This is a genomic window from uncultured Pluralibacter sp. (assembly GCF_913775985.1).
Taxonomy (GTDB): Bacteria; Pseudomonadota; Gammaproteobacteria; order Enterobacterales; family Enterobacteriaceae; genus Pluralibacter.
Window position 1 is genome coordinate 21675 of record NZ_CAJYMB010000039.1, and the last position, 14708, is coordinate 36382.

The following is a 14708-nucleotide window of genomic DNA, read 5'->3' on the forward strand; positions in this document are numbered from 1 at the left end:
ATGGGCGCTCCTCTTCTGGATATCGACAACCTCTCTATTGCCTTTACCCAAGGCGGCGCAAAACGCACGGTAGTGAGCGAGCTTTCCCTGCGCATTGATGCCGGCGAGACGCTGGCGCTGGTGGGGGAGTCTGGCTCGGGAAAAAGCGTCACCGCGCTGTCGGTGCTGCGCCTGCTGCCCTCCCCGCCGGTGAGCTACCCCACTGGCAATATCCACTTTTGCGGCGAGTCGCTGCTGCACGCCGGAGAATCGACTCTGCGCGGCGTGCGCGGCAACCGTATCGCCATGATCTTTCAGGAGCCGATGGTCTCCCTCAATCCACTGCACACGCTGGAGAAGCAGCTCGGTGAAGTGCTGTCCCTGCACCGCGGCATGCGTAAAGAGGCGGCGCGAGGAGAAATTATTGCCTGCCTTGACCGGGTAGGCATCCGCAACCCGCTGCGCCGCCTCGCCGACTTTCCGCACCAGCTCTCCGGCGGCGAGCGCCAGCGGGTGATGATCGCCATGGCGCTGCTGACCCGTCCGGAACTGCTGATCGCCGACGAGCCGACCACCGCGCTCGACGTCTCGGTGCAGGCGCAGATCCTCCAGCTGCTGCGCGAGCTGCGCCGGGAGCTGAATATGGGCCTGCTTTTTATTACCCACAATCTGACTATCGTACGCAAGCTGGCGGATCGGGTGGCGGTAATGCAGAACGGCCGCTGCGTGGAGCAGAACGCGGCGGCAGGCCTCTTTGCCCAACCTCAGCATCCCTATACCGTGAAACTGCTCAACAGCGAGCCCGCAGGCGAACCGGTTCCGCTGCCGCCGGACAGCCCGGTGCTGCTGGCGGTGGACAATCTTGAAGTGGCCTTTCCGATCCGCAAGGGCCTGCTGCGCCGCGTTACCGGCGAAAACAGCGTGGTGCGCAATATCAGCTTTACGCTCAGGCGCGGCGAAACGCTGGGGCTGGTCGGAGAATCCGGATCCGGCAAGAGCACTACCGGACTGGCGCTGCTGCGGCTGATCGCCTCCCGGGGCAGCATCACCTTTGACGGGGAAGCCCTGCAGGGGAGAAGCCGCCGGCAGATGCTGCCGCTGCGCCACCGCATTCAGGTGGTTTTTCAGGATCCAAACTCGTCGCTCAACCCGCGCCTCAACGTGCTGCAAATCATCGAAGAGGGTCTACGGGTACACCAGCCGGCGCTGAGTAGCACGCAGCGCGAAGAGCAAGTGGTCCAGACGATGGAGGAAGTCGGTCTCGATCCTCAGACCCGCTGGCGCTATCCGGCCGAGTTTTCCGGCGGCCAGCGCCAGCGTATCGCTATCGCCCGGGCGCTGATCCTCAGGCCGCAGCTTATCGTGCTGGATGAGCCAACGTCATCGCTGGACCGCACGGTGCAGGCGCAAATTCTTGCCCTGCTCAAATCGCTGCAGCAAAAATACCGGCTGGCCTATCTTTTTATCAGCCACGATTTACAGGTGGTGCGCGCGCTGTGTCATCAGGTGATTGTCCTGCGGCAGGGCGAGGTGGTTGAACAGGGAGAGTGTCAGCGCGTGTTTGACGCGCCGGCGCAGGAGTATACGCGCCAGCTCATTACGCTGAGCTGACGTCAGAAAGGATTGTAGCCGGAGAAGGGTTCAGCGATGGCGACGCCGCAGTTTTTGAGGCGGCAGGTGGCGGCAAACTCGTCCTGCATGCTGACGAACAGGCACGGCTCGCCTTCACACTCCAGTACGGAGCTGTTCACTTCAATATCGGTTAACGCCTGGCTCAGGGTTTCCATTACCGGCCAGGCGCTGTCGCCGTCCGGGCTGAGTAATTTCAGGGCCACGAGGCAGTTATCGCTGGCGGTACCACTTTGCGGAATCGGTTCAACTCTGGAACCTGCAAAACCCGCCAGCCAGCGATAGCTGTGCGGCAGGCGGTGGACAACGGAGAGCTGTATTGTATTCACGTTCTTATCCCCAGAAGCAAATGACTTCACAATTATTTTACATCAATTTTAACGCATTGTTGACAAATCATCCCGCTTCCAGAAGGTAACCCGGGCCGCAATGGCCGTTATTAACATTATTTGCGGTGCGCGAGCGCTCTGGAGCATAACGGCGGCTATATGTAACCGTTTTTGTGATCTAAAACAATCTTTTTATCTACAAGTGTGTGACCTGTAATTCGCATTGATTTTACATAAAGGAAACATCGGTGGGTAATGCAGAACGATGAGAGATTGATGTGAATCAAACCAGAGGCGTCTTCGCCCCTGGTTTGATGATTAGCTGCGGGCTTTACGCGGGCGGCTGGCGTAGAGGCAAAACAGTACCGAGCAGCTGGCGCAGAGAGCAATGGACAGCAGCATCGGCCAGGCGCTGGAGAAAGTGGCAAGGGAAAGCAGCGCGCCGATAATTGCACCAATGCCGAAGCGGAAGGTGCCCGCCAGGGATGATGCGGTGCCCGCCATGTGCGGAAACTCGTCGAGGATAACCGCCATCGCATTTGATGAGATCATCGACACGCAGCCCACGAAGGCCGCAATGCCTATCACCAGCGACCAGAATCCAACATCGAGCAGCGCGCACACCACCATCCACGCGGCAACCGCGAACTGGATCCACAGTCCGATGCGGAACATGTTCAGCGCCCCGACACGGCGCACGAAGCGGCTGTTAATCATGGTCATGATGAACAGAAACGCGATGTTGAGCGCGAAGTAGTAGCCGAAATGCTGCGGCGAAACGTGGTTCAGTTCGATATAGACAAACGGCCCGGCGCTGAGGAATGAGAACATGCCGGCAAAGCTGAAGCCGCTGGCCAGCATATAGCTGAGCACCCTCTTGTGGCGAAACAGCGAGGCAAAATTGCCCAGCGTGGTGCGCAGGCGAAACGGCTGGCGGCGCTCTGGCGGCAGGGTTTCATCAATCAGGAAGAAGATCATCAGCGACACCAGCAGCGCCGCCGCCGCGAGGATCCAGAAAAGGGCGTGCCAGCTAAACCACACCAGCACCGCCCCGCCCACAATAGGTGCCACCAGCGGCGCAATGGTCGTTACCAGCATCACGAAGGACATCATCCGGGAAAACTCTTCTTTCGGATAAATATCCCGCATCAGAGCGTTAATCACCACCCCCGCCGCCGCTGCCGCCAGGCCGTGGAGAAAGCGCATCGCAATCAGCATATCAATGGTCTGCGACAGCGCGCAGGCCACCGCCGCCGCCGCAAATATCAGCGTACCGCCGAGGATAACCGGCTTCCTACCCAGACTGTCCGCCATTGGCCCGTACAGCAGCTGGCCCAGCGCGAAGCCGAGAATATAGGTGCTCAGCGTCATCTGGGCGCTGCCCGCGGCCACGCCGAACTGGGTGGCGATGACCGGCAGCGCCGGCAGGTACATATCAATAGAGAGCGGCATCAGCATGGCGAGCAGGCCGAGGATAACCACAATTGCCAGGGACGAACGCTGACGGATACTCACAAATAGACTCCTGCTGTTAGCGCCCCGGCATGCGGACGCTGGCGATTTCATCTTCCGTCAGCGGACGGTATTCGCCCGGCTCCAGATCCTCATCAAGCACAATGTCGCCAATGCGCTCGCGGTGCAGGCCAACAACGTGGTTGCCGACGGCGGCGAACATGCGTTTCACCTGGTGATAGCGCCCTTCGCTGATTGTCAGGCGCACTTCCGTCGGCGTTATAACCTCAAGCTGCGCCGGCTGGGTGAGATCTTTTTCATTGTGCAGCTGAACGCCTTTGGCAAACTGCGCCGCGGTATCGTCGGCAACCGGCGACTCCAGGGTTACCAGGTAGGTTTTCTCGCAGTGGTGGCGCGGCGAGGTAATGCGGTGCGACCACTGACCGTCGTCGGTCATCAGCACCAGGCCGGTAGTGTCGATATCCAGCCTGCCGGCGGCGTGTAGTTTATAGGCCACCGGCTCCTCCAGAAAATAGAGAACTGTCGGATGATCCGGATCGTCAGTTGAGCAGACGTAGCCCTGGGGCTTGTTGAGCATAAAGTAGCGCGGGCCGTTCTGCTGGACCAGGGTATTGCCGTCATAGGCGACATCGTGTTCCGGCAAAATCTTGAAAGAGGTACTTTTGACAATCTCGCCGTCCACGGTAACGCGGCTGGCGCGGATCTCGCGCCCGGCGATGGCCCGGCTGACGTCGAGCTGCTGGGCGATAAACTTATCGAGTCGCATGAAATAATTAAGCCTGTAAAGAGTGCGGATATCGGAACTTGTCCGAAAAAAGAAGCCGTAAGGCCGCTAAGTATAGCGGCCACGGTATGCCACTCAAGCGAAAAAAATCGTGGCATACTAATTACGAATTCATCATGGCCCGAGAATAATGACTTTTACCCTTCGCCCCTACCAGCAGGAAGCCGTTGACGCCACCCTCGCCCACTTCCGCCGACACCAGCATCCTGCCGCGATCGTTTTGCCTACCGGCGCCGGAAAAAGTCTGGTGATCGCCGAGCTGGCAAGAGTTGCGCGCGGGCGCGTGCTGGTGCTTGCCCACGTCAAAGAGCTGGTGGCACAAAACCACGCCAAATATCTGGCGCTGGGACTCGACGCGGATATTTACGCCGCCGGGCTCAAGCGGAAAGAGAGCAGCGGCAAAGTGGTGTTCGGCAGCGTGCAGTCAGTGGCGCGCAACCTTGCGCACTTCCGCGGCGAGTTTTCGCTGCTGATCGTTGACGAGTGCCACCGCATCAGCGACGACGACGACAGCCAGTATCAGCAGATCCTCGCCCACCTGCGGCAGGTGAATCCTCACTTACGCTTGCTGGGGCTGACCGCCACGCCCTTCCGGCTCGGCAAGGGCTGGATCTATCAATATCACTATCACGGCATGGTGCGCGGCAGCGAAAAAGCGCTGTTTCGCGACTGTATCTACGAGCTGCCCCTGCGCTATATGATCAAGCACGGCTACCTGACGCCGCCGGAGCGGCTGGACATGCCGGTGGTGCAGTACGATTTTAGCCGCCTGCAGGTGCAGCGCAACGGCCTGTTTAGCGAAGCGGATCTTAACCGCGAGCTGAAAAAGCAGCAGCGCGTTACCCCGCATATCGTCAGCCAGATTGTAGAGTTCGCCGGGGATCGCCAGGGCGTAATGATCTTTGCCTCCACCGTGGAGCACGCAAAAGAGATAACCGGCCTGCTGCCCGCCGACGACGCGGCGCTGATTACCGGCGAAACCCCCGCGCCGGAGCGCGACCGGCTGATCGAGGCCTTTAAAGCCCGCCGCTTCCGCTACCTGGTTAACGTTTCGGTGCTGACCACCGGCTTCGACGCGCCGCACGTCGATCTGATTGCCATTCTGCGCCCGACAGAATCGGTGAGCCTCTATCAGCAGATTGTCGGGCGCGGGCTGCGCCTGTCGCCGGGCAAGACCGACTGTCTGATTCTCGACTACGCGGGAAACCCGCACGACCTTTACACACCCGAAGTGGGCGCGCCGAAGGGCAAAAGCGATAACGTTCCGGTGCAGGTTTTCTGCCCGGCCTGCGGCTTTGCCAATACTTTCTGGGGAAAAACTACCCCCGACGGCACGCTGGTGGAGCACTTTGGCCGCCGCTGCCAGGGCTGGCTGGAGGACGACGACGGCAGCCGGGAGCAGTGCGATTTTCGCTTTCGCTTCAAAAACTGCCCGCAGTGCAACGCCGAAAATGATATTGCTGCCCGCCGCTGCCGGGAGTGCGATGCCGTGCTGGTGGATCCGGACGACATGCTGAAAGCCGCGCTCAAGCTGAAAGACGCGCTGGTGCTGCGCTGCAGCGGCATGCAGCTTCAGCACGGCGCGGATGAAAAAGGCCCGTGGCTTAAAATCACCTATTTCGATGAAGACGGCGCCGACGTGAGTGAGCGCTTCCGCCTGCAAACCCCCGCCCAGCGCACCGCCTTTGAACAGCTGTTTATTCGCCCGCATACCCGCACGCCGGGCGTCCCGCTGCGCTGGATAACCGCCGCCGATATCTGTGCCCAGGAGATGCTGCTGCGCCACCCCGACTTCGTAGTGGCGCGTAAAAAGGGGCAATTCTGGCAGGTGCGGGAAAAGGTGTTCGACTATGAAGGGCGCTTCCGGCGGGCCAATGAGCTGCGCTAGCCCGCCGGATCGTCTTATCAGAAGTCGATATTGAGCCCCAGCTGCCAGGTGCGGCCCGGCATCACCGCAAGCTGCTTGTCGCTGGCGTCCTGCGCAGTTTTCAGCTCCTGAGTGCGGCTGTTGAGGTAGTCCCAGTACTTGCGGTCGGTGATGTTATACACCCCGCCGTTGACCCTGACGTTTTTCGCCAGCTGCCAGTAGGCGGTCCAGTCCAGCAGCCCGTATCCCGGTATCCGCATGTAGCGGTCGCTGGATTTACCCAATGGCCTGCCGTCATTGCGGTAGGACTCGCGGGTGGTGACGTCAGCGCGCTTGCCTTTAATAAAGGTTGCGGTTAGCGCCGTGCCGTACTGCTTGTTGGGATCGTCCCAGGCCATGCCCACGACTGCTTTCATCGGCGGCACGCTGTCGAGATCGATGTATTTATCTCCGGCGTAGCTCGATTTTGACTTCCCTTCGCTGTAGCCGTAGCTGAGCAGCGTACTCAGGCCGTCGACCTGCCTGAACCAGGTTCCGTAGTTAATTTTCGCCGCGATCTCGCCGCCCCAGATATAGGCTTTATCGCGGTTATCCGCCTGGTAAGTGGTGTAGATGTTGCCCGGCACGCGGGTAAACATCTCCGGGTTCGCGCTGCGGCTGTAGCGGGTATAGGCAATAAAGTTTTTATAGGTGTTGTAGAACAGCGAGGTATTCACCGTAACGCCGTCGGTCACTTCCCCCTTCAACCCCCACTCCAGGTTGTTGCTGGTTTCGGTCTTCAGATCGCTGTTGCCAATCAGCGCGTACTGGGCGGGCCCCGCATAGCTTGAGCCCATATTCCAGGAGCCGAACAGCTGGCTGGCGTTGGGGAACTGCGCCCCGCGCTTATATTCCAGATAGGTTAGCAGGCGCGGCGTGAGGAAGTACTGCACCGTCAGGGACGGCAGCACTTTGGTATCAGAGTTTTTCTCGTACAGGCTGGAGACCTCTGAGGAGGTCAGCACGCGACTGTTGGTTGTCAGACTCTCCACATTGCGCGGCTTAACGGACTGGTACGCCACCCGCGCGCCGGGAATCACGGCAAAAGCATGACCGTCGAGATCGAAATTGATCTGATCCTGCGCAAAAGCGCCCAATGTGTAGCCGCGGCTGTCGGCTTCCGGCTGCATGATCTCGCTGAGCGGGCTGGTTATCGGCGACTGGCTGAACGGCCGCTTGGTTTTGGTGGTACTGGCGTTAATCCCGGCGCTGAGATCGTGGCGCCCGAGGATTTTCTTCAGGGTATTCGCCAGCCCCCAGGTGTCAGTATCGTAATTGGAATAGACGGTCTGCATCACCCGCGGCATAAAGCTGTCGGGCATGTAGGTGCGGTCATGCGCTTCGGTGTGCTGGTAGTAGAGCCGGCTGGTGAGACTGTCGACCCAGTCGTTCATCGGCGTCCACTCATCCTTCAGGCTGGCGCCCCAGCGGCGGCTCTGGCTGGTCTGCTGCGCGGTGCCGGTAACGCTATTGCCCATGCCGTCCCAACTATCGAAGTGGGTGTGGTTTGCCTTGTGGTAATAGTCAACGGTGCCGGTGAGCTTGTGCTCGTCGTTGGGCTGCCAGATGCCGGATGCCAGTACCGCATCCGAGTGCCAGTTGGCGGGATAGGCATCCAGGCGGGAGCTGTTAGTGCGCGTCTCCTGTCCGTCCCGGCGGCTGTAGACCACGATCCCGCGCAGCGTATCGTCGCCGGCAGCGCCGGTGACGCCGTTGTGCCAGCTGCGGTCTTCGGAGTCATAGTCGGTGCGGTAGCCAAAATAGTGATCTTTACCCGGATGCAGATAGTCATCCGCAGATTTGGGGTCGAACGAGACGCTGCCGCCGATGGAGGTGTTGGTATTGTCTACTGACGTTGCCCCGGACTGAATATTGACGTTGCCGTACATATAAGGATCGATATAGTCGCGGCCGATGCCGAAGGTGTTATTACCGGCGCGGCTGACGTAGCTGCGCCCGGTGGCGGCAGGCTGCGGAATGCCGTCTATATCGATGCCGACCCGGTTGCTCTCAAGGCCGCGAATGTTGTAGCCGGTATAGCCGCCGCGATCGAAGCCGCTTTTGCCGTTGCCGGAACCGCCGCTGGCGCCCGTAGCGCTTATGAGCGGCTCGTAGCGCATTACCGAGCCGAAATCATTGGCACCCTTTTTTTGCAAATCGTCGGCGGTAAGGGTGCGGTCGCTGCCCGCCTTTAGCGGCGGCGCTTTGGCGGTTACGGTCATCTCTTCCATTGCCGTTGAGGACTTGTCCGGGCTCTGATGCTGTGCTGTCTCGGCTGCATTAAGAGGAGCGTGGTGCATAGCCGCCAGCAGCGAGGTGACAAGAAGACTTTTTTTGAAGCCGCTGTGTGAAAGTATTGTCTTACGCATTATGTTCAAGCCTGTATAGTTATTAGTATTGGCTCACACTGTTTTCCGTTCTTCCATCCTTCCGCTGCATCGAATCGGAGTCACGACGCTAACGCAAAATAAACTGGCTGATATTATTATGCGACGAATGATAATAACACTTATTATCATTTGCAATTTATTCTCATCAGCACCTTAATGCCGCGTCTGTCAGGGGGAAATTATGCGCGAAAAACCGGTAATTACGCTTCACTACTGCACCCAGTGCAACTGGATGCTGCGGGCAACCTGGATGGCGCAGGAGCTGCTGCACAGCTTTAGCGACGATATCGCCGCCGTCACGCTGGAGCCGGGAACCGGAGGGGTTTTCAGTATCACTGCGGGTGAGGTGGTTATTTGGGAGCGCAAGCGGGACGGCGGATTTCCCGATGCGGCAGAGCTGAAGAGGCGCGTTCGCGACCACTGCTTCCCGGAAAAGACGCTCGGCCACCTCGAAGTCAAAAAGTAGCGCAGCCTTTTCCATTGCCCTTACGTCGTCAGAAAGCTATAATCCCGCCCGCTTTTGCATCTGCAAAGCAGAATACCAGCCTGCTGCTGGGTCGCCTGTAGCAGGATTTATCATACAGAGAGATAATCAATGTTTACTATCGAAGCAGAAGTTCGTAAAGAGCAGGGTAAGGGTGCGAGCCGCCGCCTGCGCGCAACTAACAAGTTCCCGGCTATCGTTTACGGTGGCAATTCTGAGCCAGTTGCTATCGAACTGGATCAGGACAAAGTATGGAACATTCAGAATAAAGCTGAATTCTACAGCGAAGTTCTGACCATCGTTGTTGCTGGTAAAGAAGAAAAAGTGAAAGTGCAGGCCGTTCAGCGTCACCCGTTCAAGCCTAAACTGTCTCACATCGACTTCGTTCGCGCGTAATCGCCAACACGTCGAAAAAAACCCCGCCATGGCGGGGTTTTTTGTTGCCTATTTTCCGCCGCTGCGGCGCTGAAGCTGGTCGCGCAGGTTAGGCGGCGTGCCCTTAATGGTCAGCGTATCGGTGGCCGGATCCCAGAAAATGCGCTCGCCGAGCAGCATCGCATCAAAGTTGATGGTCAGACCGCCGCCGCTGCCGGCATACTTGGTGAGCTGGCGCAGAGTGCTGCGGTCTGCCGGGAAGCTCTCCTCCAGCTCGTAGCCTTTCTCGGCGGTGAAGTCCTGGAAAGTTACCTCGCTGACGCCGGCAAGCTCTTTCGACAGCGACTCCAGCTCGATCTCCTCGCCCGCCTGCAGCTGCTCGTTGCAGTAAGTGTAAACCTGCTGGCGCACGTTCTGCCGTTCGGCCTTATCAAGCTCCGCCTCGGCGGTAAAGTCATCAACCGCCTGCAGCAGGCCGCGGTTTTGCGCTTTGGCGTTAAGGCCCTCGCTGGCGCCGAGAAAATCCATAAAGAAATCGGCAACCTTGCGCCCTACCCGGCCTTTCAAAAAGGTCAGATAGCGACTCGACTCAGGATTGGTTTCCCATTCAGTCAGATCGATGCGGGCAACGATGTCCGCGTGATTGATGTCGAGATAGTGAGTAGCGCTGATGTCCAGCTGCTCGTTAACCCGCATGCTACTCAGGTTGTTCAGTACTGCCACCAGCAGATATTCGACCGCCAGATAGCGGTAGTGGCAAAACAGCACGATGCCGCCGTCGGCGAAGGGATATTTTGCCAGCTCGTCGCGCAGTCTGCCGGTCGCCGCACGGCTGAAGGCCAGGAAGTCATCGTCACCGCGGCGATGGGCACGCAGCGCCTCGGCAAGCTCGCTCTCTTCATTAAACAGCCCGTAGGCCTTATTTTTTGCGCTGTAGACACGGTGCAGCTCCGCCATCATCTCTTCGGCGGCCGCTCCCGGTTCCAGCAGGGTATCGCGCAGCACCAGCTCAAGATTCTGTTCGTCGCGCTTGATCAGCTGATGCAGGGCAATCTGGTTGATATCCAGACTCATGGTAGACTCTCCTTTTGGCTCGGGCGGTATTCAACCACCGCAGGCGGCACGGTGTAAAGACGAAAAAAAGCGGAAAAAAAGCGCCCGCTACGGTAATATGTTGCCCTTTCATGAACAGACTGACTTTGGATTTATGCCGCAAATTTCCCGCTATAGTGATGAACACGTAGAACAACTGCTGAGTGAGCTGGCCAACGTGCTGGAAAAACATAAAGCGCCCACCGACCTTTCACTGATGGTGTTAGGCAATATGGTGACAAACCTGATTAACACAAGCGTTGCGCCCGCGCAGCGTGAGGCCATTGCCCGCTCGTTCTCGCAGGCGCTGCAGTCCTCAATCAGCGACGATCCGGCCCACTGATCCGGCCCATTAAGGAAAACGAATAACAGGTTATGGTGACTCATCGTCAGCCCTATCGAGAAAAAGTGTCCCAGATGGTCAGTTGGGGGCACTGGTTTGCCCTGTTCAACATTCTGCTGGCCTCGCTTCTCGGTAGCCGCTATCTGTTTGTCGCCGACTGGCCGACGACGCTGGCGGGACGGATCTATTCCTATATCAGCCTGTTAGGTCATTTCAGCTTCCTGGTTTTCGCCGTTTATCTGCTGATTCTGTTTCCGCTAACCTTTGTCGCGCTTTCCCAGCGCCTGATGCGCTTTTTATCGGTCATCCTCGCCACCATCGGGATGACGCTGCTGCTGGTGGACAGCGAGGTATTCACCCGCTTCCACCTGCATCTCAATCCCGTGGTCTGGGAGCTGGTCATTAACCCCGACCAGAACGAAATGGCCCGCGACTGGCAGCTGATGTTTATCAGCGTGCCGGTTATCTTCTTAATTGAGATGCTGGCAGCCACCTGGAGCTGGCAGAAGCTGCGCAGCCTGGCGCGCCGCCGCCACTTCGCGCGGCCGGTGGCTATTTTTCTGTTCGCGGCGTTCGTCGCCAGCCACGTGATGTATATCTGGGCCGATGCCAACTTCTATCGCCCGATTACCATGCAGCGCGCCAACCTGCCGCTCTCCTATCCGATGACCGCCCGCCGTTTCCTTGAGAAGCACGGCCTGCTGAACGCGCAGGAGTATCAGCGCAGGCTGGTGGAACAGGGCGATCCGGAAGCGGTGTCGGTGCAGTATCCGCTGAGCGATCTGCGCTTTCGCGATCTCGGCACCGGCCAGAACGTGCTGCTGATTACGGTCGACGGCCTGAACTATTCGCGCTTTGAAACCCAGATGCCGAAGCTTGCCGCCTTCGCGCAGGAAAATATTAATTTCACCCAGCACATGAGTTCGGGCAATGACGCAGACAGCGGCATCTTCGGCCTGTTCTACGGTATTTCGCCGGCCTATATCGACGGCGTGCTCTCCTCACGCACGCCGGCGGCGCTGATCTCCGGCCTGAACCAGCAGGGCTACCAGCTCGGCCTGTTCTCCTCGGACGGCTTTAGCAGCGCGATATATCGCCAGGCGCTGCTCTCGGACTTCTCGCTGCCGCCGGCAAAAGCGCAAACCGACGCGCAGACCGCCAGCCAGTGGATTAACTGGCTGGGCAGCTACGCGCAGGAAGAGAACCGCTGGTTCTCCTGGGTCTCCCTGAACGGCACCAGCATCGACGACGGCCAGCACCAGAGCTTTACCCGCCGCTACGCCCGCGCGGCTGGCAACGTTGATGCGCAGATTGCCCGGGTGCTTGACGCGTTAAAAGCCTCGGGCAAGCTGGATAATACCGTGGTTATTATCACCGGCGCCCACGGCGTTCCCCTGAACGGCGACGGCGGTGATTTTGACTGGTCGCGCTCGCGCCTGCAGGTGCCGCTGGTGATTCACTGGCCGGGCACGCCGGCGCAGAAGATTGCGACCCTGACCGATCATAAAGACGTGATGACCACGCTGATGCAGCGCCTGCTGCACGTCAGCATTCCGGCCAGCGACTACTCTCAGGGCCAGGACTTGTTCAGCGCCCGCCGCCGCCACAGCTGGGTCACCGCCGCTAACGGCGATAACCTGGCGATTACGACCCCGGCGGTCACCGTGGTGCTCAAACACAACGGCAGCTACCACACCTGGGATCTGAACGGCGAAAAAATTGACGACCAGCGTCCGCAGCTCAGCCTACTGCTTCAGGTACTGACGGATGAAAAACGCTTTATCGCTAACTAATTGATTATTTATGAATCACTCAGTCAGCGAGCCCTTGCATTCATCGTCGAAAAAGGTAGTATTAGCCTCCTGCGTCGGCACGTAGCGCAGCCTGGTAGCGCACCGTCATGGGGTGTCGGGGGTCGGAGGTTCAAATCCTCTCGTGCCGACCAACTTTTTCAGAGAAACCAGCCTTCGGGCTGGTTTTTTTATGCCTTCCGCCCTGCGTTCTCCCGCAGAAATTATCCCCGGCTGCCATTGACACCTCTCATTTAGTCCGTATATTTACTGGATATAAATACAGTTAAGTTAAGGCAGAATATGTTTGTTGAACTGGTCTACGATAAGCGCAATTTCGCAGGGATCCCCAACGCCAGAGAGCTAATTCTCTCCGAGCTGACCAACCGGCTGCAGCGCAGCTTCCCGGATGCCGACGTGCGGGTAAAGCCGATGATGGGTCTGCCGGCCATTAATACCGACGCCAGCAAGCACGAGAAAGAGCGCATCAGCGCTATCATCACGGAAATGTTTGAAGAAGCGGACTTTTGGCTCTCCGGCGAGTGATCGCCGTGCAGCTGTCCCTGCTCTGATGTTCAGCTGGCGCAATCCGATGTTGCGCCTGCGTAAGCCTCTCATCCTGTTATTACCTTCAACGACCTTAACGTCCGGTGCCGCCAGCGCCGCTGCCGCTTTTACTCCTTTGTGCATAAAGTGATATTATCGGGCGGCAAAAGTGTAAAAATAATTAGAGGTTAACGTTAATGCGCATTGGAATCGCCTTTCCCATTCTGGTCTTTATTGTCGCGGTCGCTTTTCTGGCATGGTTCATTCTCGGCGGCTACGCCACGCCCGGAGCCTGATAGCCAATTTCACTTCTTAGCTTTCACTTCATGGAATATACAACCAGCAATAGTGAAAGAATCAGTAAATTCGCTTACCCCTCATCTTCATAGTGCTATGATTGTCGGACGATCGACCGATAAAAAGGATCCACTGTGAAAAAGACCATTACGCTTGCTGCCGCCCTGCTGGCAGCCTCCGGCCTCTGCGCCTCCGCCTTTGCCGCCAGCCAGCCGCTGGAGAAAATCGCTCCCTATCCGCAGGCGGAAAAAGGGATGAAGCGCCAGGTGATAACGCTGCCCGCGCAGCAGGATGAATCCAGTTACCGGGTTGAGCTGCTGATTGGTAAAACAATGAACGTGGACTGCAACCGTCATAGCCTCGGCGGCAAGCTTGAAAGCAAAACCCTGGAAGGCTGGGGCTACGACTATTATGTCTTCGACAAAGTCACGCCAGTGGCGTCAACGATGATGGGCTGCCCGGACGGTAAAAAAACGCAGAAATTCGTGACGGCAAACCTCGGTGACATGAGCCTGCTGCGCTATAACAGCAAGCTGCCGGTGGTGGTTTACGCGCCGGAGAACGTTGAGGTGAAATACCGCATCTGGAAAGCGCAGGAAGAAGTGCAAAGCGCAGAGCAGCGTTAACAAACACAAACCCCGGCCAGTGCCGGGGTTTGTGTTTTCAGAGGCGCTTAAAGCGCAATATCGGCGATTTCCCGGTCGGGAACCGCAACCGGCGCTGAGCGATCCACAGACGGTACAGGATCCGCCTGTACCCGCGATTCATAGTGCAGTTCCAGCACTTCGCTGGTCCAGGCAAGCGACCTTGCCGCAGAGAGCGGATCGCGAACCTCAAGGCCGTAATCCGGCACCACCGCCCGCAGTTTTTCCTGCCAGGCGGGTGAGCGCACTTTCTCGCTGAATACCTGCTCCAGCAGCTGCAGCATAATGGGCGCCGCCGTTGACGCGCCCGGAGAAGCACCAAGCAGCGCGGCCACGGTTCCCTCATCGTCGCTAACCACTTCAGTGCCCAGGCGCAGCACGCCGCCTTTGATCGGATCGCGCTTGATGATCTGCACCCGCTGCCCTGCCTGCCACAGCCGCCAGTCCTCTTTCTTCGCCTGCGGGTAGTACTCGCGCAGCGCAGCCAGCCGCTCTTTATCCGTTTGCAGCACCTGGCCGACCAGGTATTTCACCAGATCGAAGTTATCAAGTCCGACGTTGAGCATCGGCATGATGTTGGAGGCATTGGTCGAGGCCATCAAATCCCACAGTGAGCCGTTCTTTAAAAAGCGGGTTGAGAAGGTAGC

Annotated in this window: 15 protein-coding genes and 1 tRNA gene; 10 read left to right on the plus strand and 6 right to left on the minus strand. The window is 58.3% G+C overall.

Annotated elements, in window-relative coordinates:
- Positions 1-1590, plus strand: a complete 1590-nt coding sequence (gene yejF, locus QZ766_RS05295) for a microcin C ABC transporter ATP-binding protein YejF (protein ID WP_297198312.1) — start codon at positions 1-3, stop codon at positions 1588-1590.
- Positions 1591-1592: 2 nt separating this feature from the next.
- Here the strand turns inward: yejF and QZ766_RS05300 are convergent, their stop codons facing one another.
- The 3 genes from QZ766_RS05300 to rsuA form a co-directional block, all read right to left on the minus strand.
- Positions 1593-1937 carry a YejG family protein gene (locus QZ766_RS05300; protein ID WP_297198315.1) on the minus strand — a complete coding sequence of 115 codons (345 nt, stop codon included), beginning with the start codon at positions 1935-1937 and terminating at the stop codon, positions 1593-1595.
- A gap of 318 nt (positions 1938-2255) precedes the next feature.
- On the minus strand, positions 2256-3452 hold the full coding sequence (locus QZ766_RS05305; RefSeq protein WP_297198318.1) for a Bcr/CflA family multidrug efflux MFS transporter: 1197 nt from the start codon (positions 3450-3452) through the stop codon (positions 2256-2258).
- 16 nt (positions 3453-3468) lie between these two features.
- Positions 3469-4176, minus strand: coding sequence for a 16S rRNA pseudouridine(516) synthase RsuA (gene rsuA, locus QZ766_RS05310; protein WP_297198321.1), 708 nt, complete (start codon positions 4174-4176; stop codon positions 3469-3471).
- A gap of 148 nt (positions 4177-4324) precedes the next feature.
- Here rsuA and QZ766_RS05315 point away from each other — a divergent pair, with 148 nt between their 5' ends.
- Positions 4325-6082, plus strand: a complete 1758-nt coding sequence (locus QZ766_RS05315; protein ID WP_297198324.1) for a DEAD/DEAH box helicase — start codon at positions 4325-4327, stop codon at positions 6080-6082.
- Positions 6083-6099: 17 nt separating this feature from the next.
- Here QZ766_RS05315 and QZ766_RS05320 read toward each other — a convergent pair whose 3' ends face one another.
- Positions 6100-8469, minus strand: a complete 2370-nt coding sequence (locus QZ766_RS05320) for a TonB-dependent receptor (protein WP_297198327.1) — start codon at positions 8467-8469, stop codon at positions 6100-6102.
- 202 nt (positions 8470-8671) lie between these two features.
- Between QZ766_RS05320 and QZ766_RS05325 the strand changes: the two genes are divergently transcribed.
- Positions 8672-8956: a SelT/SelW/SelH family protein gene (locus QZ766_RS05325; protein WP_297198332.1), complete on the plus strand. Its 285-nt coding sequence runs from the start codon at positions 8672-8674 to the stop codon at positions 8954-8956.
- Between the two features lie 129 nt (positions 8957-9085).
- Positions 9086-9370 (plus strand): 50S ribosomal protein L25, encoded by a 285-nt coding sequence (gene rplY, locus QZ766_RS05330; RefSeq protein ID WP_297198334.1) that lies wholly within the window; start codon positions 9086-9088, stop codon positions 9368-9370.
- Positions 9371-9418: 48 nt separating this feature from the next.
- On the opposite strand, the gene yejK is transcribed toward rplY, so the two are convergent.
- Complete coding sequence (gene yejK / locus QZ766_RS05335) at positions 9419-10423, minus strand: nucleoid-associated protein YejK (protein WP_297198337.1); 1005 nt, start codon at positions 10421-10423, stop codon at positions 9419-9421.
- Positions 10424-10556: 133 nt separating this feature from the next.
- On the opposite strand from yejK, the gene QZ766_RS05340 reads away from it, so the two are divergent.
- The 6 genes from QZ766_RS05340 to eco all read left to right on the plus strand — a co-directional run bounded on the left by QZ766_RS05340 (position 10557) and on the right by eco (position 14043).
- Positions 10557-10784 (plus strand): YejL family protein, encoded by a 228-nt coding sequence (locus QZ766_RS05340; RefSeq protein WP_043086466.1) that lies wholly within the window; start codon positions 10557-10559, stop codon positions 10782-10784.
- A gap of 32 nt (positions 10785-10816) precedes the next feature.
- On the plus strand, positions 10817-12577 hold the full coding sequence (gene yejM, locus QZ766_RS05345) for an LPS biosynthesis-modulating metalloenzyme YejM (RefSeq protein ID WP_297198344.1): 1761 nt from the start codon (positions 10817-10819) through the stop codon (positions 12575-12577).
- Between the two features lie 75 nt (positions 12578-12652).
- Positions 12653-12729, plus strand: a tRNA-Pro gene (locus tag QZ766_RS05350).
- 148 nt (positions 12730-12877) lie between these two features.
- Positions 12878-13120: a DinI-like family protein gene (locus QZ766_RS05355; protein WP_297198347.1), complete on the plus strand. Its 243-nt coding sequence runs from the start codon at positions 12878-12880 to the stop codon at positions 13118-13120.
- 197 nt (positions 13121-13317) lie between these two features.
- On the plus strand, positions 13318-13416 hold the full coding sequence (locus QZ766_RS05360) for a YoaK family small membrane protein (protein WP_297198350.1): 99 nt from the start codon (positions 13318-13320) through the stop codon (positions 13414-13416).
- A gap of 135 nt (positions 13417-13551) precedes the next feature.
- Entirely contained in the window at positions 13552-14043 is a 492-nt protein-coding gene (gene eco, locus QZ766_RS05365; RefSeq protein ID WP_297198353.1) for a serine protease inhibitor ecotin, read from the plus strand.
- 47 nt (positions 14044-14090) lie between these two features.
- On the opposite strand, the gene QZ766_RS05370 is transcribed toward eco, so the two are convergent.
- The coding region (locus QZ766_RS05370; RefSeq protein ID WP_297198356.1) for a malate:quinone oxidoreductase at positions 14091-14708 on the minus strand (618 nt) is incomplete at its 5' end.

What these genes read in the sequence shown, in the direction of transcription:
- yejF (WP_297198312.1), top strand. Translation starts at nt 1, where the DNA reads ATGGGCGCTCCTCTTCTGGATATCGACAACCTCTCTATTGCCTTTACC.
- rsuA (WP_297198321.1), bottom strand. Translation starts at nt 4,176, where the DNA reads ATGCGACTCGATAAGTTTATCGCCCAGCAGCTCGACGTCAGCCGGGCC.
- QZ766_RS05315 (WP_297198324.1), top strand. Translation starts at nt 4,325, where the DNA reads ATGACTTTTACCCTTCGCCCCTACCAGCAGGAAGCCGTTGACGCCACC.
- QZ766_RS05320 (WP_297198327.1), bottom strand. Translation starts at nt 8,469, where the DNA reads ATGCGTAAGACAATACTTTCACACAGCGGCTTCAAAAAAAGTCTTCTT.
- QZ766_RS05325 (WP_297198332.1), top strand. Translation starts at nt 8,672, where the DNA reads ATGCGCGAAAAACCGGTAATTACGCTTCACTACTGCACCCAGTGCAAC.
- rplY (WP_297198334.1), top strand. Translation starts at nt 9,086, where the DNA reads ATGTTTACTATCGAAGCAGAAGTTCGTAAAGAGCAGGGTAAGGGTGCG.
- yejK (WP_297198337.1), bottom strand. Translation starts at nt 10,423, where the DNA reads ATGAGTCTGGATATCAACCAGATTGCCCTGCATCAGCTGATCAAGCGC.
- QZ766_RS05340 (WP_043086466.1), top strand. Translation starts at nt 10,557, where the DNA reads ATGCCGCAAATTTCCCGCTATAGTGATGAACACGTAGAACAACTGCTG.
- yejM (WP_297198344.1), top strand. Translation starts at nt 10,817, where the DNA reads ATGGTGACTCATCGTCAGCCCTATCGAGAAAAAGTGTCCCAGATGGTC.
- QZ766_RS05355 (WP_297198347.1), top strand. Translation starts at nt 12,878, where the DNA reads ATGTTTGTTGAACTGGTCTACGATAAGCGCAATTTCGCAGGGATCCCC.
- QZ766_RS05360 (WP_297198350.1), top strand. Translation starts at nt 13,318, where the DNA reads ATGCGCATTGGAATCGCCTTTCCCATTCTGGTCTTTATTGTCGCGGTC.